At 69.2% G+C, this 20,202-nt stretch carries 14 protein-coding genes; 12 read left to right on the top strand and 2 right to left on the bottom strand.

Annotated features, from left to right (window positions below):
* Positions 1-23: 23 nt before the first annotated feature.
* Together ABT129_RS11065 and ABT129_RS11060 are read right to left on the bottom strand one after the other, a co-directional pair.
* Positions 24-731: a PspA/IM30 family protein gene (locus ABT129_RS11065; RefSeq protein ID WP_351899425.1), complete on the bottom strand. Its 708-nt coding sequence runs from the start codon at positions 729-731 to the stop codon at positions 24-26.
* A 53-nt stretch (positions 732-784) separates the two neighbouring features.
* Positions 785-2,884, bottom strand: a complete 2,100-nt coding sequence (locus tag ABT129_RS11060) for a TPM domain-containing protein (protein WP_351899423.1) — start codon at positions 2,882-2,884, stop codon at positions 785-787.
* 336 nt (positions 2,885-3,220) lie between these two features.
* Here ABT129_RS11060 and ABT129_RS11055 point away from each other — a divergent pair, with 336 nt between their 5' ends.
* The 12 genes from ABT129_RS11055 to ABT129_RS11000 all read left to right on the top strand — a co-directional run bounded on the left by ABT129_RS11055 (position 3,221) and on the right by ABT129_RS11000 (position 20,140).
* Entirely contained in the window at positions 3,221-5,668 is a 2,448-nt protein-coding gene (locus ABT129_RS11055; protein WP_351899421.1) for an ABC transporter family substrate-binding protein, read from the top strand.
* 350 nt (positions 5,669-6,018) lie between these two features.
* Positions 6,019-7,920 carry a translational GTPase TypA gene (typA, locus tag ABT129_RS11050; RefSeq protein WP_351899418.1) on the top strand — a complete coding sequence of 634 codons (1,902 nt, stop codon included), beginning with the start codon at positions 6,019-6,021 and terminating at the stop codon, positions 7,918-7,920.
* Between the two features lie 594 nt (positions 7,921-8,514).
* Positions 8,515-10,155 (top strand): peptide ABC transporter substrate-binding protein, encoded by a 1,641-nt coding sequence (locus ABT129_RS11045; RefSeq protein ID WP_351899416.1) that lies wholly within the window; start codon positions 8,515-8,517, stop codon positions 10,153-10,155.
* Between the two features lie 90 nt (positions 10,156-10,245).
* Positions 10,246-11,172 (top strand): ABC transporter permease, encoded by a 927-nt coding sequence (locus ABT129_RS11040; RefSeq protein ID WP_351899413.1) that lies wholly within the window; start codon positions 10,246-10,248, stop codon positions 11,170-11,172.
* Entirely contained in the window at positions 11,165-12,115 is a 951-nt protein-coding gene (locus ABT129_RS11035) for an ABC transporter permease (RefSeq protein ID WP_351899411.1), read from the top strand. Before ABT129_RS11040 ends, ABT129_RS11035 begins: the two co-directional genes overlap by 8 nt.
* 17 nt (positions 12,116-12,132) lie before the next feature.
* Entirely contained in the window at positions 12,133-13,191 is a 1,059-nt protein-coding gene (locus ABT129_RS11030) for an ABC transporter ATP-binding protein (protein ID WP_351899410.1), read from the top strand.
* Positions 13,184-14,272, top strand: a complete 1,089-nt coding sequence (locus ABT129_RS11025; RefSeq protein WP_351899408.1) for an ABC transporter ATP-binding protein — start codon at positions 13,184-13,186, stop codon at positions 14,270-14,272. The genes ABT129_RS11030 and ABT129_RS11025 overlap by 8 nt, the downstream gene beginning before the upstream one ends.
* Before the next feature lie 168 nt (positions 14,273-14,440).
* On the top strand, positions 14,441-16,069 hold the full coding sequence (locus ABT129_RS11020; RefSeq protein WP_351899405.1) for a peptide ABC transporter substrate-binding protein: 1,629 nt from the start codon (positions 14,441-14,443) through the stop codon (positions 16,067-16,069).
* Between the two features lie 94 nt (positions 16,070-16,163).
* Entirely contained in the window at positions 16,164-17,087 is a 924-nt protein-coding gene (locus ABT129_RS11015; protein ID WP_351899403.1) for an ABC transporter permease, read from the top strand.
* The gene (locus ABT129_RS11010) at positions 17,080-18,069 is read left to right on the top strand and encodes an ABC transporter permease (RefSeq protein ID WP_351899401.1); all 990 of its coding nucleotides are present in this window, start codon (positions 17,080-17,082) and stop codon (positions 18,067-18,069) included. The genes ABT129_RS11015 and ABT129_RS11010 overlap by 8 nt, the downstream gene beginning before the upstream one ends.
* 6 nt (positions 18,070-18,075) lie before the next feature.
* Positions 18,076-19,059, top strand: coding sequence for an ABC transporter ATP-binding protein (locus tag ABT129_RS11005; RefSeq protein ID WP_351899398.1), 984 nt, complete (start codon positions 18,076-18,078; stop codon positions 19,057-19,059).
* Positions 19,052-20,140 (top strand): ABC transporter ATP-binding protein, encoded by a 1,089-nt coding sequence (locus ABT129_RS11000; RefSeq protein ID WP_351899396.1) that lies wholly within the window; start codon positions 19,052-19,054, stop codon positions 20,138-20,140. Before ABT129_RS11005 ends, ABT129_RS11000 begins: the two co-directional genes overlap by 8 nt.
* The last annotated feature ends 62 nt before the right edge of the window (positions 20,141-20,202 follow it).

Here is a 20,202-nt window from a genome sequence, read left to right as displayed (position 1 = left end):
CACGCGCCGGAACCAGGACGGGATCAGCCCTTGAGCGCCGCCAGCCGGGCCTCGATCTCGGCGCTGTCGCCCAGCGCGTCCAACTGCTCGAACTGGGCGTCCAGGGAGGAGGCGGCCAGCTCCTGCTTGCCCATCGCCCGCGCCTCCTCCCGGCGCACCTTGTCCTCGAAGCGGTTCAGCTCGCTGGTCGGGTCGAGCACGTCGATGTTCTTCACGGCGTCCATCATCGTGTTCTGCGCCTGCGCCGACTTGGCGCGGGCCACCAGCTCGTCGCGCTTGGCCCCCAGCTCGCCCAGCTTCCCCTTCATCTGGTCGAGGCCGGTCCTGAGCTTCGACACCACCTCGGTCTGCGCCGCGATCGTCGGCTCCGCCGTCCTCGCCTCCTTCTCCGACTGGAGCTGACGGCCGAGGGCCACCTTCGCCAGGTTGTCGAAGCGGTCCGCCTCCGCCGTCTGCCCGCCGCTCCGCAGCTCGTCGGCCTTCCGGCTGGCGGCGAGCGCCTTGCCGCCCCACTCCTTCGCCGCCTCGACGTCCTCCTGGTGGTCCTGCTCCATCAGCCGGAGGTTGCCGATGGTCGCGGCCACCGCCTCCTCGGCCTCCGCGATGTTGTTCGAGTAGTCGCGGATCAGCTGGTCCAGCATCTTCTGCGGATCCTCCGCCTGGTCCAGCAGCGCGTTGATGTTCGCCTTCGCCAGCTGGGTGACCCGGCCGAGGATGGTCTGCTTGCTCATGGCTCTTCTCCTTGAGAGGGACAGAAAGGGTGAGGACCCGGCTCGCGCCGTCCTCAGAAACGGCCTCCGCCGCCCAGCCGGCCGCGCGTGCCGCCGCCGCCGAAGCTGCCGGGCCCGCCGCCGAAGCCTCCGCCCCCGAACCCCCCGCCACCCGTCCCCCCATGTCCGCCTCCCCTTCCCCCGCCGAACAGTCCGCCGAGGATGATGCCGCCGAGCACCGCACCGCCGAGCCCGCCGCCGCCTCTTCCTCCCACTCCTGATACACCGCCCAGGCCGTCCGGGTTCCCATACGTCCGCACGTCCTGCTCGGCGAGGTCCTGGGCGCGCCGGGCCAGCGCGTCCGCCTGCTGGGCCTCCGCGAGGGCGGTCTGCGGGTCGTCGGCGTCGGCGAGCGCCCGCGCCTTCTCCCAGCGGCGCTGGGCCTCGGCCAGGCGGGTACGGGCCTCGCTGCCCACCGCGCCCCGGTGGGTGGTGATGTAGTCCGAGGCCGCGCCGATCGCCGAGCGGGCCGTCAGCATCACCTGGCCGAGGAGCGCGCGGGCGCGCCGGCTGCCCGATTCGCGCTCCCGCGCGCCCTCCAGGGCCTCGTCGAGCGCCGCGTCGGCCTCCTCGATCCGGCGCAGGGCGTCGAGCGGGTCGTACCGTCCGGAGTCCACGAGGCGCCGCACCTCGGCGACGACCGACGCGGCGCGGGCGATCCGGCCCTGGAGGTCGGCCGTGGACACCCCTTCGGCGGTCCCCTTCAACAGGCCCTGGGCGTCCGCCAGGTCCGCGTCCGTCTCCGCGAGCGCGCCGGGCAGCCTGCCGACCGCCTCGGCCAGCTCCTGCGCCCGCCGGTCCACGGCCTCGATCAGCCGGGCCGCCTGGTCCACGGCGCCCTCGGCGGCCCGGATGTGGACGGCGGCCCCGCCGTTCTCGCCGGCGTCGATCTGCCGGCGGGCCTGGTCGACGTGGGCGGTCGCGAACACGATCCGGTCCCTGGCCTGTTCGACGTCGCCGGCGACGGGGGCGGCCGCGGTCTCGGCGTACCGCTCGCGCATCGCGGTCAGGGCGGCCTCGGCCGTGCCCATCCGGGCGGTCTGCTCGCGGACGGCGGCCTCGACGGAGTCCAGTGCCTGGGGCGCGGTCCGCTCCAGGGCCCGCAGCCGGTCGAAGGCCTCGCTCTCGGCGTCGAGGCGGGCGTTCGCCTCCGCGCAGCGGCGCACGATCTCGTCGAGCATGCTCCGGCGGGTCGAGTCGTCCTCGGGGAAGGCGTCGTCGAGTCTCTGCCGCAGCCGGAACGAGGCCGTCAGCTGCTCCTCGGCGAAGGCGACCGCCTCGGTGAAGGGGTGTACGGCCTCCTCGCCGAACTGGGCTGACGCGAAGCCGAGTTCCTCCTGGCTGGTGCGGACGGCGTCGTCGGTGGCGACCAGCGTCCGCCGGGCCTGCCCGTCGAGCTCGTCGAGGGTCGGCGGCGCGGGCTCCCCGGGGGTGCCCCAGCCCTGCCCGCCCTGCGGCGTGGTGCGGGTCTCGTTCCGCCGGCGCCGTTTGGTGTACGCGTACGCCGCCACGGCTCCCGCGCCGCCGATCAGGACCACGGGGAGGACCAGGTCGGTCGCGGAGGTGCCGTCCTCGGCGGCCCCGCCCGGGTCGGCGGGCCCGGGGGTCAGCGCCGGAGTGGGGACGGGCTGCCCGGCGAGGACGGCGGAGTACCCGTCGGCGGCGCCGATCGCGGCGCCCGCCCAGTCGTTCTGCCGCAGCGCCGGTTCGATCGCGGTCCGGGCCACCTCGTCGAGCTGGGCCTGGGTGAAGCGCGAGTCCGGGTCGGCGGAGTAGCCGTACAGGCGGTCGTGGGTCGCGACGGAGAGCAGGACGTCGTCGGGTCCGAGGCCGTTGCGCTCGGCCGTGGCGTCGGCCCAGGACTGCCCCGAGCGCCCGGAGAAGTCCCTCACGTAGACGACGAAGAGCTGGATCCGCCGGTCGTCGTAGAGGCGGTCGAGGGCCTGGACCACGGAGGCGCGGCGGTCGCCGAGGGCGTCCACCCGGTCGGTGATCTGTCCGTCGCGGGACAGCTGGACGGGGTCGTCGGCGTGGGCACCGTGAACGGCGGGCACCAGGAGCCACCACGCCGCCACCAGTACCGCGAGAAGGGCTCGGGTGGCTATTCGCGTCACAGAAGGGAGGCTATGTCCGGGTATGTCGCCGCGCGAGCGGGCCGCGGCCGGACGGAATCCCTTCCGTGCGGCGCTCGCGGAGGCGCCGGCCGGGGCTGAACCGCCGATGGCCCTCGACCGGAACCCGCCGGGCCCGCGCCCGGCCGGCGGCGACCCGCTCCCACGGCCGCGCCCCCCCAGGAGCGCCCCGCCCCGGGCGGGTTGGGCCGCACGAGTGGCGTTTTCCGGACGTGTCGCCGTGTCGCCGTGGCCGAATCTGTTCCGTCCTTTTCAGTGGATGAGCAATAGGTGTGATCATCTCCAAATGGAATGAATCTGGACGAAGGGGTACACGTCATGTCCCAGATCGGCGCCCCTCGCGGGAGGACATGCTCCAGGAGCCCCCGCTCCCGCACGCTCCGCTCCGTCGCCACCCTCACCAGCGCCGTCCTGGCCGTCGCCGTCCTCGCCGGATGCAGTTCCGGCGACGAGGCCGACGAGGTCGCGGCCGCGGCCCAGGACAACGCGCCCGCCGCGCGCGAGAAGGTCGCCGACGGCGGCACCCTGCGCTGGGCGGTCGACACGCTGCCCACCACCCTGAACACCTTCCAGGCCGACGCCGACGGCACCACCTCCCGGATCGCCGGGGCGGTGCTCCCCTCCCTCTACACGATCGACGGCCGGGGCAGGCCCCAGCGGAACGCCGACTACCTGGAGTCCGCGCAGGTCGTCGAGACGGAGCCCAAGCAGGTCGTCCTCTACAAGCTCAACCAGCAGGCGGTGTGGAGCGACGGACGCGAGATCGGGGCGCCCGACTTCGTCGCCCAGTGGCGGGCCCTGAGCGGCCGCGACACCGCGTACTGGACCGCCCGGAACTCCGGGTACGAGCGGATCGAGAAGATCGAGCGGGGCAAGAACGACCTGGAGGTACGGGTCACCTTCGCCAAGCCCTACGCCGACTGGCAGTCCCTCTTCACCCCGCTCTACCCCAAGCAGGTGATGGGCTCCCCGAACTCCTTCAACGACGGGGCCCGCACCACCCTCAAGGCCACCGCGGGACCGTTCCTGCTGAAGGCGATCGACCGCAAGGGCGGCGCCGTCACCCTCGCCCGCAACCCCCGCTGGTGGGGACAGCCGGCCAAGCTCGACAGCCTCGTCCTCAAGGCCGTCCCCCGGGCCGACCGGGCGGACGCGCTCGCCGCGGGCAGCCTCGACCTGGCCGAGATCGATCGGTCCACCGCCGAACGGATCGCCCTCGCGCTCCGGGACGCCCGCGCCGGACGCAACGGCGCCCAGGCCGCCCTCGCCCACGGCCCCGGCTCCTCGACCACCCCCTCCAAGGCCTTGAGGTCCTGGGCTCTCGCCCACGGCTCCGACGAGGAGAAGGCGGAGGAGGTCCAGGCCGCCCGTGCGGAGAACCAGAAGGCGATCGCCCGGTACGCGACCGCGCAGGACACCCTCGCGAAGTACGTGGTCCGCAAGTCCCTGGAGCCCGCCTACACCCAGCTCTCGCTGAACGGCGAGTCCGGTCCGCTCGCCGACGAGCGGGTACGGCGCGCGGTGGCCCGTGCCCTCAATCGCCGGGAACTGGCCGAAGCCGTACTCAAGCCGCTCGGCCTCCCGGCCGATCCTCCCGGCAGCCACCTGGCCCTCGCCGGCCAGGCCGCGTACGCGGACAGCAGCGAAGCCCTCGGCAGCCAGGACACCAAGGAGGCGCGGGCGCTCCTCGCCGACGCGGGCTGGGTCCCGGGCGGCGCGGCCAGGAAGCCCGCGGAGGCGGGCACCAAGGCCGGCAGCGAGGCGGAGAAGGCCGCCGCCGAGAAGAAGGCCGGCGAGAAGGCCGGCGAGAAGACTGCGGAGAAGGCCGAGGAGAAGACAGGGGAGAAGACAGAGGGGAAGGCCGGAGAGCCGGGCGCCGGCTCCACCGACGCCGGGAAGGCGGCCGACACCGCCTCCGACGAGGGCCTCTACATCGTCGGCGACGACAAGCCCGGCGAGCGCCCGGCCGCCCCCGCCCCCGTCGTCGGCGGCCCCGAGAACGGCACCGCCGTCCTCGCCCCGGCCCCCGCGGCCGCCCGCCAGAGCGCCGCGCTCCTCGCCTGGGCCGAGGCCCTGGACACCGGTACGGGCTCCGCCGCCCGCGCCGCCCAGACGGTGCCCAGGACCGACAAGGGCGTCGCCGGGGCCTACGCCCCGCGCGGCACCGCCGCCCCCGTGACCGTCCCCGAGGCCGCCAAGGGCCTCGGCAAGGACGGCAAGGCCCTCAGCCTCCGCTTCGTCCTGCCGTCCGGCCCCGGCTCCGAGTCGCTGCGGACGGTCGGCGACCGCATCGTCCTGATGCTCGACGCCGTCGGCATCCGCACCGAGGTCACCAAGGTCTCCGACGAGAGCTTCTTCAAGGACCACGTGGCCTCGGGCGACTACGACCTGGCCCTCTACTCCTGGCCCGCCTCCGCCTTCCCGGCGACCGACGCGCGGCCGATCTTCGCCAAGCCCGAGCCGGCCTCGGACGGCTCCCTCCTGGTCGAGCAGAACTACTCGCGGGTCGGCACCGACCGCATCGACCAGCTCTTCGACCAGGCGGCCGGGACGCTCGACGAGGAGGAGGCCCGCGAGCTCGTCCGTCAGGCCGACGCCCGGATCTGGGCCGCCGCGGGCTCCATTCCCCTCTATCAGCGCCCCCAGCTGGTCGCCGCCAGGGCCGACCTCGTGAACGCCGGAGCCTGGGGCCTCGGCGCCCCCCGCTACCAGGACATCGGTTTCAAGAAGCCGGAGACCGCCAGGGGCGCCGAACGAAACCGCTGAAAGCCCTGAAAGCTCTGAAAGCGCAGGTCACAACCTCAGAAGGTGCTCAACTTCCTTGCCCGCCGGTGACCCCGGCGGGCAGGATCGCGTCGGCCCCTTGACCCGGCCCGTCCCGTTGTCACCCAGCCGCCACTCCGCGGTCGCACCACCGCAGCCGTACCGCCGTCACAGCGCGCCCCCACCGCGCCCCGGCGGAGCCGAAACCCCCCCAGTAGACCCTCTCGGATCCGGGCGGGGAAGCCCCTTGCGCGGCAGCCCCGTACCATAGGACATAGCCGTGGCGCGTCCGCCCGGCGGGCGTACGAGGAACTGACGCCGCATCCCACGATCCGAGAGAAGCGCAAGCACCCATGCCCACGCGCCACGACATCCGTAACGTCGCCATCGTCGCCCACGTCGACCATGGCAAGACGACCATCGTCGACGCCATGCTCAAGCAGGCCGGTGCCTTCGCCGCCCACCAGCAGCTCGACGACCGCATGATGGACTCGAACGACCTGGAGCGTGAGAAGGGCATCACGATCCTCGCCAAGAACACGGCGGTGAAGTATCACCCCAAGGACGGCGGGGCCCCGATCACGATCAACATCATCGACACCCCCGGCCACGCCGACTTCGGTGGCGAGGTCGAGCGCGGTCTGTCGATGGTGGACGCGGTCGTCCTCCTCGTGGACGCCTCGGAGGGTCCGCTCCCGCAGACCCGCTTCGTGCTGCGCAAGGCCCTCCAGCAGCGTCTGCCCGTCATCCTCTGCATCAACAAGACGGACCGCCCGGACTCCCGGATCGACGAGGTCGTCAACGAGACCTACGACCTGTTCCTGGACCTGGACGCGGACGAGGACCAGATCGAGTTCCCGATCGTCTACGCCTGCGGCCGTGACGGCGTCGCCTCGCTGACCAAGCCGGCGGACGGCACCGTCCCCGCCGACAGCGACAACCTGGAGCCGTTCTTCTCCACCATCCTGGAGCACGTCCCGGCCCCGTCGTTCGACGAGGAGGCCCCGCTCCAGGCCCACGTCACCAACCTCGACGCCGACAACTTCCTCGGCCGCATCGCGCTGCTCCGCGTCGAGCAGGGCGAGCTGCGCAAGGGCCAGACGGTCGCGTGGATCAAGCGGGACGGCTCGATCTCCAACGTCCGCATCACCGAGCTGATGATGACCGAGGCGCTCACCCGCAAGCCCGCCGAGGTCGCCGGCCCCGGTGACATCTGCGCCGTCGCCGGTATCCCCGACATCATGATCGGCGAGACCCTGGCGGACCCGGAGAACCCGATCGCGCTTCCGCTGATCACGGTCGACCAGCCGGCCATCTCCATGACCATCGGCACCAACACCTCGCCGCTCGTCGGCCGCGGCGGCACGGGCAAGGGCGCGGACGCCAAGTCCGCGGTCAAGCAGCGCAAGGTCACCGCCCGCCAGGTCAAGGACCGTCTGGACCGCGAGCTGATCGGTAACGTCTCGCTCCGCGTCCTCGACACCGAGCGTCCCGACGCCTGGGAGGTCCAGGGCCGTGGTGAGCTCGCGCTCGCCATCCTGGTCGAGCAGATGCGCCGCGAGGGCTTCGAGCTCACCATCGGCAAGCCGCAGGTCGTCACCAAGGAGGTCGACGGCAAGACGCACGAGCCCGTCGAGCGCCTCACGGTCGACGTCCCCGAGGAGCACATGGGCGCCGTCACGCAGCTCATGGGTGTCCGCAAGGGCCGCATGGACAACATGTCGAACCACGGCTCCGGCTGGGTCCGCATGGAGTTCGTCGTTCCGTCCCGCGGCCTCATCGGCTTCCGTACGGAGTTCCTCACCAACACCCGCGGTACGGGCATCGCCCACTCGATCCACGAGGGCCACGAGCCCTGGTTCGGCACGCTGACGACCCGTAACAACGGTTCGCTCGTCGCCGACCGCGCCGGTGCCGTCACCGCCTTCGCGATGACGAACCTCCAGGAGCGCGGTGTCCTGTTCACCGACCCCGGCACCGAGGTGTACGAGGGCATGATCGTCGGCGAGAACTCCCGCTCCGACGACATGGACGTGAACATCACCAAGGAGAAGAAGCTCACCAACATGCGCTCCGCCTCCGCCGACTCCTTCGAGGCGATCGTCCCGCCGCGGAAGCTCTCCCTGGAGCAGTCCCTGGAGTTCTGCCGCGACGACGAGTGCGTCGAGGTCACCCCGGAGGCCGTGCGCATCCGCAAGGTCATCCTGGACCAGAACGCGCGTGGGCGTGCGTCCTCCCGCGCCAAGAACAGCTGAAGTCGATCCGTTCGCGACGGAGTTGGGGACACCTGACCTCAGATCTCCGTCAAGTCGCGCCACGGCGCGGGTGAGCGCTCGCTAATGTGACTGGGCCCCGGCGATACCGCCGGGGCCCAGTCGCGTCTCCGGACGCCAGGAGCCGCTCCCGGGTCCGTACTTCGGGGCCCGGTCGAGGGTGTGAACAAGGTCACCGCCACCCTCTTCGGCGGGGCCGGTCGGAGGGGGATCGCGCCAGCGGTTTCGGCTCCGCCGTCAAGCCGAATTCGATGACGGTCCGTCCGGATTCCGGTCATCGCTCTCCGGTACGTGTGTTAACAGTCCGTTTCGGGCGTGTCTGTCTGTGCTCGCTTTGTCCGGATTTCGGTCATCCATGCCGGGGTGATGTTGTCAAACCGAGACCACTTAAGTGTGGTTTACAGCCCGGACGTACTTAATAGTTGGCTCCATTGAGCTCGGGTCAATGGGTCACGCACTGTGGGGAGTGCCGACTCACGAGCACACTCGGGGCGCTGGAGTCCTGGGCCGTCAGGGGTGTCGGCCGTCTCCAGGAGCCCCTCTCGTAGTGACAAGTGGACTCATGAGGAGGAACCCATGCGTGGTGCCAAGAGCGCCAAGTGGGTAGCGGGCGCGATCGTCGTCGCCCTGGCAGCAACCGCCTGTGGCGGTAAGGACAATGCGGAGAAGGGGGACGGCAAGGCGAAGGCCGGCGGCGCGGTGAGCGTCGGCATCTCCGAGCCGAAGCGCCTTGTCCCGCAGACGACGACCGAGTCCGAGGGCTCGCAGGTGCTGGACGCGCTGTTCCGTCCGCTCGTCAGCTACGACGCCAAGAACCAGCCGGTCGAGGACGCTGCCGAGTCGATCACCACGACCGACAACTCGCTCTGGACCGTCAAGATCAAGCCGGGACAGAAGTTCCACGACGGCACCCCGGTGACCGCCAAGAGCTACGTCCAGGGCTGGAACTGGGGCGCCTACGGCCCGAACGCGGCCGACGGCAACTACTTCTTCGCCACGATCGACGGCTACGACGCCCTCAACCCGGCGGACCCGGACGGCGAGGAGGGCCCGAAGAAGGCCCCCGAGCCGACCGCCAAGGAGCTCTCGGGTCTGAAGGTCGTCGACGAGACCACCTTCACGGTCAAGCTGGCGAAGCCCTTCGCCGACTACAAGACCGTCCTCGGCTACACGGTGTTCTACCCGCTGCCGGACGCCGCGATCAAGGACATCAAGGCCTACGAGCAGGCCCCGATCGGCCAGGGCGCCTTCAAGATCGAGGGCAAGTGGGACCACAACAAGTCGATCAAGGTCGTCAAGAACCCTGACTACACGGGCAACAACAAGCCCAACGTGGACACGGTGACGTACAAGATCTACCAGAAGCAGGAGACGATGTATAAGGACGTCGTCGCCGGCGCCCTGGACGTCATCCCGCAGGTCCCGAGCTCCGAGCTCGCGAACGCCCCGAAGCAGTTCGGTGAGCGCTTCAAGTCCTCCCCGGCCTCGACCTTCCAGTTCGTGTCGTTCCCGACGTACGACAAGAAGTACTCGAAGCCCGAGGTCCGCAAGGCGATCTCCATGGCGATCGACCGCGAGGAGATCACCAAGGTCATCCTCAACGACTCGCAGACCCCGGCGCGTTCCTTCGTGTCCCCGGTCGTGGGCGGCTACCGCGACAACACCTGCGGTGACTCCTGCAAGTTCGACCCGGCCGCTGCCAAGGCCCTTCTCGCGAAGGCCGGCGGCGTCGAGGGCAACAAGATCAACATCGGCTACAACGGCGATGGTGCTCACAAGGAGTGGGTGGACGCCACCTGCAACCAGATCAAGAAGAACCTCGGCGTCGACTGCGTCGGCACGGCCGTCCCGCAGTTCGCCGAGCTGCTGACCCAGGTCGAGCAGAAGAAGTTCTCCGGCATGTTCCGCATGGGCTGGATCATGGACTACCCGTCCATGGAGAACTACCTGGGCCCGCTGTTCACCACCGGTGGTTCCTCGAACTACTACGGCTACAGCAACAAGAAGTTCGACAAGCTGGTCGAGGACGGTCGCGCCGCGAAGACCTCCGCCGAGGCCATCAAGCTGTGGCAGCAGGCCGAGGACATCCTCGTCCAGGACATGCCGGTGATCCCGCTCCGCTTCGGCAAGAACGTGTTCGCGCACAGCAAGAACGTGTCGAACGTCGAGATGGACCTCTTCAACCGGGTCGACGTCACCAAGATCTCCAAGGCCTAACGGCCTCAGGCATCTGACCCACATTTAAGAGTCGAGAACGGCGGCGGGGGCCGGCACACCAGCCCCCGCCGCTTCTCGCGAGGAGGATCCATGGGCCGGTTCGTCATTCGACGAATCCTTCAGATGGTGCCCGTCTTCATCGGCACCACGTTGATCGTCTACTTTCTCGTCACGCAGATGGGTGGCGACCCCATCCAGAACCTGTACGGCGAGAAGCCCGTACCCGACAACATCAGAGCGACGCTGACCGCTCAGTACCACCTGGACGACCCGTTCTTCGTCCGGTACTGGTACTACTTCACCGGACTGCTCCAGGGCGACTTCGGCGAGTCCATCGCCCAGGGCCGGCCCATCGCCGAGCTCCTGGCCGAGGCCTGGCCCGAGACGCTGAAGGTCGCCGGTGTGGCCTTCGCCTTCGAGCTCGTCATCGGCGTCGTCGCCGGTGTGCTCGCCGGTATGCGCCGCGGCAGCTTCATCGACAACCTGGTGCTCGTCTCCACCCTGTTCGTCATCGCCGTCCCGATCTTCGTGCTCGGTAACGTCAGCCAGACCTTCCTGGGTCAGGAGTGGGGACTGTTCCCCGTCGCCGGCACCGACGACGGATTCATCAGCTATCTGCTGCCAGGCATGGTGCTCGGCTCCGTGTCGCTCGCCTACATCGCACGCCTCGCGCGGGCGTCGGTCGCGGAGAACCTCCGCGCCGACTACATCCGCACCGCGAAGGCGAAGGGCCTGCCGAAGAGCCGTGTCATCGGCATCCACGTCCTGCGCAACTCGCTGATCCCCGTCGTCACCTACCTGGGCGCCGACCTCGGCTCCCTCATGGGCGGCGCGATCGTCACCGAGGGCATCTTCAACATCCCCGGCGTGGGCTTCCAGCTGTTCAGCTCGCTGAACGTGGAGGACGGTCCGGCGGTCGTCGGATTCGTCAGCCTGCTGGTGCTCGTCTATCTGATCACCGCGCTGGTCGTGGACATGCTGTACGCCGTGCTTGACCCGAGGATTCGCTATGAGTGACACGACCCAGAAGACCGGTACGGTCGTCGAGGACCTGACCGGACCCACCGCGCCCGCTCCGGCCCCGCAGAAGCAGGAGAAGACGCGCAGTCTCGCGCAGGACGCCTTCCGCGACCTGATCCGCCGCCCGATGTTCCTCGTCTCGGCGGTCCTCATCTTCGCGATCCTGGTCATCGCGGCCTTCCCGGGCCTCTTCACCAGTGTCGACCCGGGTTCCTGCGACCTGAAGCACTCGATGGAGGGCCCGAGCGGCAGCGCCTGGTTCGGCTACAACTTCCAGGGCTGCGACGTCTATTCGCAGACGATCTACGGCACTCGCAACTCGATCATCGTGGGTGTGCTGACGACCGTCTTCTCCCTGATCATCGGCGGCCTCGTCGGTGTTCTCGGTGGCTTCTTCGGCAAGTGGACGGACGCCCTCCTCTCGTTCGTCACCAACGTCTTCTTCGGACTGCCGCTGCTGCTCGCCGCGATCGTCATCCTGAACAACTTCCGTGACGAGAAGGGCATGCGCAACGCCGGCGTCATGGCCGTGGTCCTGACGCTGACCGTGGTCGGCTGGATGTCCATGGCCCGCGTCATGCGAGGCGCCGTCATGCAGGTCAAGCAGGCCGACTACGTGGCCGCCGCCCGCTCGCTCGGTGCCTCCACCTCGCGGATGATGTTCCGTCACGTACTGCCGAACTCGATCACCCCGCTCATCGTGGTCGCCACGATCTCGCTGGGTGCCGTCATCGGCGCAGAAGCGACACTGAGCTTCCTGGGTATCGGCATCAGGCCCCCGGCCATCTCGTGGGGCGTGATGATCTCCGAGGCGCAGGGGCGTATCTCGCAGGGACTGCACCCGCTGCTGTTCCCGTCCGGAATGCTCACCATCACGGTCCTCGCCTTCATCATGCTCGGCGACGCGGTCCGTGACGCCTTCGACCCGAAGCTGCGCTGAGAGTAAGGACGAACGCAGTGACCACCATCGACAAGACCGCGAGCGTTCCCGCGCCGCGCGACGGCGCGACCTTCGACGGTCCGCTCCTCGACGTGCGGGACCTCCACGTGGAGTTCCGCACGCGTGAGGGCGTCGCGAAGGCCGTGAACGGTGTCTCGTACTCCGTGAAGGCCGGCGAGACCCTCGCCGTCCTCGGCGAGTCCGGTTCCGGCAAGTCCGTGACCGCGCAGGCCATCATGGGCATCCTCGACACCCCGCCCGGGTTCGTGACCAAGGGAGAGATCCTCTTCCGCGGTCAGGACATGCTCAAGATGTCCGAGGAGGAGCACCGCAAGGTGCGCGGCAGCAAGATCGCGATGATCTTCCAGGACGCGCTCTCCTCGCTCAACCCCGTGCTCAGCGTCGGCTACCAGCTCGGCGAGATGTTCCGGGTGCACCAGGGCCTCTCCAAGAAGGAGGCCAAGGGCAAGGCGATCGAGCTGATGGACCGGGTCAAGATCCCGGCCGCCGCGGCTCGCGTCAACGACTACCCGCACCAGTTCTCCGGCGGTATGCGCCAGCGCATCATGATCGCGATGGCGCTCGCCCTGGAGCCGGACCTGATCATCGCGGACGAGCCCACCACGGCGCTCGACGTGACCGTTCAGGCCCAGGTGATGGACCTCCTCGCGGAGCTCCAGCGCGAGTACAACATGGGTCTGATCCTGATCACCCACGACCTCGGCGTCGTCGCCGACGTCGCGGACAAGATCGCCGTGATGTACGCGGGCCGGATCGTGGAGCAGGCGCCGGTGCACGAGCTGTACAAGCGCCCGGCCCACCCCTACACCAAGGGGCTCCTCGACTCGATCCCGCGCCTGGACCAGAAGGGCCAGGAGCTCTACGCGATCAAGGGCCTGCCGCCCAACCTGCTGAAGATCCCGTCCGGCTGCGCCTTCAACCCGCGCTGCCCGAAGGCGGACGACGTCTGCCGTACGGACGTGCCGGCGATCGTGCCGGTCACCGAGCAGGACGGCGCGGAACTTCCGGGTCGCGGCAGCGCCTGCCACTTCTGGAAGGAGACGATCCATGGCTGACCTCAGCAAGAACGACGAGGCCGTGGCCGCCGCTGTCGAGGCCCCCGTCGGCCGTGGCGAGCCGATCCTCCAGGTGCGCGACCTGAAGAAGCACTTCCCGCTGACGCAGGGCATCCTGTTCAAGCGCCAGGTCGGCGCGGTCAAGGCCGTGGACGGGGTCTCCTTCGACCTCCACCAGGGCGAGACCCTCGGCATCGTGGGCGAGTCCGGCTGTGGCAAGTCCACGGTCGCCAAGCTCCTGATGAACCTGGAGCGGGCCACCGCCGGCGAGGTCTTCTACAAGGGCCAGGACATCACCAAGCTGTCCGGGCGCGCGCTGAAGGCCGTCCGCCGCAACATCCAGATGGTGTTCCAGGACCCGTACACCTCGCTCAACCCGCGCATGACGGTCGGCGACATCATCGGCGAGCCCTTCGACATCCACCCCGAGGTGGCCCCGAAGGGCGACCGGCGCCGCAAGGTGCAGGAGCTCCTCGACGTCGTCGGTCTGAACCCCGAGTACATCAACCGCTACCCGCACCAGTTCTCCGGCGGTCAGCGCCAGCGCATCGGCATCGCCCGCGGCCTCGCGCTCAACCCGGAGATCATCATCTGCGACGAGCCGGTCTCGGCCCTGGACGTCTCCGTCCAGGCGCAGGTCATCAACCTGATGGAGAAGCTCCAGGACGAGTACAACCTGTCCTACCTCTTCATCGCGCACGACCTGTCGATCGTCCGGCACATCTCCGACCGTGTCGGCGTCATGTACCTCGGCAAGATGGCCGAGATCGGTACGGACGAGCAGATCTACGAGCACCCGACGCACCCCTACACCCAGGCGCTGCTCTCCGCGGTGCCGGTGCCGGACCCGGAGGCCCGCGCGCACCGCGAGCGGATCATCCTCACCGGTGACGTCCCCTCGCCGGCGAACCCGCCGTCGGGCTGCAGCTTCCGCACCCGTTGCTGGAAGGCGCAGGACAAGTGCGCGCAGGAGACCCCTCTCCTCGCGATCCCGGAGCGTTTCCAGGGTGTGGACACCCCGGCCGAGCACCTCTCGGCGTGCCACTTCGCCGAGGAGAAGCAGGTCGTTCCGGTGCACTGACGCGCCGAGCACAGGACCCGAGTGGGGGCGCCCCCTTCCGTACGTACGGAAGGGGGCGCCCCTTCTTGTGCGCCGGGGCGTCCGTCCGGCGGCCGTAAAAGTGCAGCACCGTCAATATCAGGTGATATTGGGCCCTAAGTCATACTTAGGACATTCGGGAGGCACTCCATGCGCGGAGCCACACACGCCAAGTGGGCCGCTCTGGCCACCGCGGTCGCCCTCACGGCGACCGCCTGCGGTGGCGGCGACGACAGTGGCGGTGGCGGAGGGGCCGACGGAGTCGTGACCTCCTCGTGGGGCGACCCGCAGAACCCGCTGGAGCCCGCCAACACCAACGAGGTCCAGGGCGGCAAGGTCCTCTCCATGATCTTCCGGGGGCTCAAGCAGTACGACCCGAAGACCGGCGAGGCCAAGGACATGCTCGCCGAGAAGATCGAGACCACCGACTCGACCAATTTCACGATCACGGTCAAGGACGGCTGGACCTTCTCCAACGGCGAGAAGGTCACCGCCAAGTCCTTCGTCGACGCCTGGAACTACGGCGCCCATCTGAAGAACAACCAGAAGAACGCCTACTTCTTCGGCCAGATCGAGGGGTACGACCAGGTCCACCCCGAGAAGGGCGAGCCGACGGCCGAGACCATGTCCGGCCTCAAGGTCACCGGCCCCCAGACCTTCACGGTCAAGCTCACCCAGAAGTTCTCCACCTGGCCCATCACCCTGGGCTACGCGGCCTTCTCGCCGCTCCCGCAGGCCTTCTACGACGACCACGCGGCCTGGCTCTCGAAGCCCGTCGGCAACGGCCCGTACACCGTCGACTCGTACTCCAAGGGCTCGCAGATGGCCCTCAAGCGCTGGGACGCCTACCCCGGCACCGACAAGGCCCAGAACGGCGGCGTGACCCTCAAGGTCTACACCGACAACAACACCGCCTACACCGACCTGACGGCCGGCAACCTCGACCTCGTCGACGACATCCCCGCCACCCAGCTCAAGAACGTCGAGGCCGACCTCGGCGACCGGTACATCAACGTCCCGGCCGGCATCATCCAGACCCTGTCCTTCCCGTTCTACGACCCGGCCTGGAACAAGCCCGGACAGGAGAAGCTCCGCCAGGGCATCTCCCGGGCCATCGACCGCAACCAGATCACCGAGACGATCTTCCAGAAGACCCGCACCCCCGCCGTCGACTGGACCTCCCCGGTCCTCGGCGAGGAAGGCGGCTTCAAGGACATCTGCGGCGACTTCTGCACGTACGACGCGGCCGAGGCGAAGAAGCTGGTCGCCGAGGGCGGCGGCATCCCCGGCGGCACGATGAGGATCTCGTACAACGCCGACACCGGCTCCCACAAGCAGTGGGTCGACGCGGTCTGCAACTCCATCAACCGCGCCCTCGGCAACAACACCGCCTGCGTCGGCAACCCCGTCGGCACCTTCGCCGACTACCGCAACCAGGTCACCACGCAGAAGCTCAACGGGCCCTTCCGGGCCGGCTGGCAGATGGACTACCCGCTCATCCAGAACTTCCTGCAGCCGCTGTACTACACCAACGCCTCGTCCAACGACGGCAAGTGGACCAGCCCGGAGTTCGACAAGCTGGTGAACGAGGCCAACGCCGAGGCCGACACCGCGAAGGCCGTCGGTCTCTTCCAGCAGGCCGAGGAAGTCCTCCGCGACGACATGGGCGCCATCCCGCTCTGGTACCAGAACGGCAGCGCCGGCTACTCGGAGCGCCTCGGCAACGTGTCCCTGAACCCGTTCAGCGTCCCGGTCTACGACCAGATCAAGGTCAACTGACGCCGGATCCGCCCGTCGGCCGCCGCCACGCCGCCGGCCGACGGGCGGATCCCGCGCTCCCACGAGACACAAGACGTCCAAGGACGGAGGAGATGTGGGCCGGTATGTGATTCGACGCCTGCTACAGATGATCCCCGTGTTCTTCGGGGCGACGCTGCTGCTGTTCCTGATGGTCAACGTGATGGGCGACCCGATCGCCGGCCTCTGCGGCGACCGTGCGTGCGACCCCGCGACCGCCGCCCAGCTGCGACAGGAGTACGGCCTCGACAAGCCGGTCTGGCAGCAGTACCTCACCTACATGGGGAACGTGTTCACCGGCGACTTCGGCACCGCGTTCAACGGCCAGCCGGTCACGGAACTCCTCATCGAGGCCTACCCCGTCACCCTCCGCCTGACGATCGTGGCGATCCTCTTCGAGATCGTCGTGGGCATCACCCTCGGCGTGCTCAGCGGCCTCCGCCGCGGCCGCTCGGTGGACACCGGCGTGCTCATCGGCACGCTCGTCGTGATCTCCATCCCGACCTTCGTCACGGGGTACGTGCTCCAGTACCTGTTCGGCGTCAAATGGGGCTGGGTCTCCCCGACCGTCTCCTCCGACGCCCCGTTCGACGAACTGATCCTGCCCGGCATCGTGCTCGCGTCCGTCTCACTGGCCTACGTCACCCGGCTGACCCGCACCTCGGTCGGCGAGAACGCCCGCGCCGACTACGTCCGCACGGCCGTCGCCAAGGGACTCCCGCGCCACCGCGTCATCACCCGGCACCTGCTGCGCAACTCGCTGATCCCCGTCGTCACCTTCATCGGCACCGACATCGGCGCGCTCATGGGCGGCGCCATCGTCACCGAGCGGATCTTCAACATCCACGGCGTGGGATACCAGCTCTACCAGGGCATCCTCCGGCAGAACACCCAGACGGTGGTCGGCTTCGCCACCGTCCTCGTGCTGGTCTTCCTGCTGGCGAACCTGATCGTCGACCTCCTCTACTCCGTCCTCGACCCCAGGATCCGCTATGCCTGACCGCGACCCCTACGAGAACGAGGGCGCCATCGCGTCCACCGGCGCGGGCGGCACGATGGACCTCGCCACGGACGAGGCGATCGAGGTCGGCCACGAACCCGACGACGAGGGCCGCGGCGGCGAGGGCCCCGGGGAGAAGCCCCGCAGTCTCTGGTCCGACGCCTGGCGGGACCTCAGGCGCAACCCGATCTTCATCATCTCCGCGCTGGTCATCGCCTTCCTCGTGGTCATCTCCATCTGGCCCTCCCTGATCGCCTCGGGGGACCCGCTCGACTGCGACCTCTCCAAGGCCCAGGAGGGATCCCAGCCGGGCCACCCGTTCGGCTACGACTCACAGGGCTGCGACGTCTACACCCGCACCGTCTACGGCGCGCGGACCTCCATCACCGTCGGCGTCCTCTCCACCCTCGGCGTGGCCCTCCTCGGCGGCCTCCTCGGCGGCCTCGCCGGCTTCTTCGGCGGAGCCTGGGACGCGACCCTGTCCCGCCTCACCGACATCTTCTTCGCCATCCCCGTCATCCTCGGCGGCCTGGTGCTGCTGTCCGTCATCACCAGCAACACCGTCTGGCCCGTCATCGGCTTCATGGTGCTGCTCGGCTGGCCACAGATCTCCCGCATCGCCCGCGGCTCCGTCATCACGGCCAAACAGCACGACTACGTCCAGGCGGCCCGCGCCCTCGGCGCCTCCAACACCCGGATGATGCTGCGGCACGTGACGCCCAACGCCGTCGCGCCCGTCATCGTCGTCGCCACCATCGCCCTCGGCACGTACATCTCCCTGGAGGCGACGCTCTCGTACCTCGGTGTCGGGCTCAAGCCCCCGACCGTCAGCTGGGGCATCGACATCTCGGCGGCCTCGCAGAACATCCGCAACGCCCCCCACATGCTGCTCTGGCCGGCGGGCGCGCTCGCCGTCACGGTGCTCGCCTTCATCATGCTCGGCGACGCCGTCCGCGACGCCCTCGACCCCAAGCTGAGGTAGGGACCCATGCTGCTCGAAGTGCGCGACCTGCACGTGGAGTTCCACACCCGGGACGGGGTCGCCAAGGCGGTCAACGGCGTCGACTACTCCGTCGACGCGGGGGAGACCCTCGCCGTGCTCGGCGAGTCGGGCTCCGGCAAGTCCGTCACCGCCCAGGCCGTCATGGGCATCCTCGACATCCCCCCGGGAAAGATCACCCAGGGCGAGATCCTCTTCCAGGGCCAGGACCTCCTGAAGCTCAAGGAGGACGAGCGGCGCAAGATCCGCGGCGCCAGGATGGCGATGATCTTCCAGGACGCGCTGTCCTCCCTCAACCCCGTCGTCAGCGTCGGCGACCAGCTCGGCGAGATGTTCCAGGTCCACAAGGGCATGTCACGGAAGGACTCCCGGGCCAAGGCCGTCGAGCTGATGGACCGGGTCCGCATCCCCGCCGCCAAGGAACGCGTCGGCCAGTACCCCCACCAGTTCTCCGGCGGCATGCGCCAGCGCATCATGATCGCCATGGCGCTCGCCCTGGAGCCGGACCTGATCATCGCGGACGAGCCCACCACCGCCCTCGACGTCACCGTCCAGGCCCAGGTCATGGACCTGCTCGCCGAGCTCCAGCGCGAACTCCACATGGGCCTCATCCTCATCACCCACGACCTCGGCGTCGTCGCCGACGTCGCGGACAAGATCGCCGTCATGTACGCGGGCCGGATCGTCGAACGCGCCCCCGTCCACGAGATCTACAAGGCCCCCGCCCACCCGTACACCAAGGGCCTCCTCGAATCGATCCCGCGCCTGGACCAGAAGGGCCAGGAGCTCTACGCGATCAAGGGCCTGCCGCCGAACCTCCTGCACATCCCGCGCGGCTGCGCGTTCAACCCGCGCTGCCCCATGGCCCAGGACGTCTGCCGGACCGACGTGCCCCCGCTGTACGACGTGACCGAGTCCCCGGTGCCGCGCTCCAGCGCCTGCCACTTCTGGAAGGAGTGCCTCCATGGCTGAGGCGATTCTCGAAGTACGGGACCTGCACAAGCACTACCCGCTCACCCGGGGCATCGTCTTCAAGAAGCACGTGGGCGCCGTCAAGGCGGTCGACGGCGTCGACTTCGACCTCGCCGCCGGCGAGACCCTCGGCATCGTCGGCGAATCGGGCTGCGGCAAGTCGACGGTCGCGAAGATGCTGGTCAACCTGGAGCGCCCCACCTCGGGGACCATCCGCTACAAGGGCGAGGACCTCACCAAGCTCTCGCCCCGCGCCCTGAAGGCCGTCCGCCGCAACATCCAGATGGTGTTCCAGGACCCGTACACCTCGCTCAACCCGCGCATGACCGTCGGCGACATCATCGGCGAGCCGTACGAGATCCACCCCGAGGTCGCCCCCAAGGGCTCGCGCCGGCAGAAGGTCCAGGACCTCCTCGACGTCGTCGGCCTCAACCCCGAGTACATCAACCGCTACCCGCACCAGTTCTCCGGCGGCCAGCGCCAGCGCATCGGCATCGCCCGCGGCCTCGCCCTCCAGCCCGAGATCATCGTCGCCGACGAGCCGGTCTCGGCCCTCGACGTCTCCGTCCAGGCCCAGGTCGTCAACCTCCTCGACAAACTCCAGTCCGAGTTCTCCCTCTCGTACGTCTTCATCGCCCACGACCTCTCGATCGTGCGGCACATCTCCGACCGGGTCGGCGTCATGTACCTCGGCCGGATCGTCGAGATCGGCACCGACATCCAGATCTACGACCACCCCACCCACCCCTACACGCAGGCGCTGCTCTCCGCCGTCCCCGTCCCCGACCCGGACGCGCGCGCCCACCGCGAACGCATCATCCTCACCGGCGACGTCCCCTCCCCGGCCAACATCCCCTCCGGCTGCCGCTTCCGCACCCGCTGCTGGAAGGCCCAGGAACGCTGCGCCCTGGAGGTCCCCGAGCTGGCGGTCCCGGCGGTCTTCCGCCTCACGGACAGCCCCGCGAAACACGACTCGGCCTGCCACTTCGCGGAGGAGAAGCAGGTGGTCCCCCCGGAGCCCGGCGCCGACGAACCCGGCCCGCCGCCGGACGACCGCCTCCGGAAGCCCGATTCGCCTTAACGCGCGGGCAACTTCACGGAATCGGTTCCGATATACGAACACGGCAGGCTGCACCACGTACG

Origin of the sequence: Streptomyces sp. NPDC002057 (assembly GCF_040296665.1) — a bacterium.
Lineage (GTDB): Bacteria > Actinomycetota > Actinomycetes > Streptomycetales > Streptomycetaceae > Streptomyces.
The sequence above is the reverse complement of the archived record's forward strand: the minus strand, read 5'-3'. Positions and strand labels throughout refer to the sequence as shown.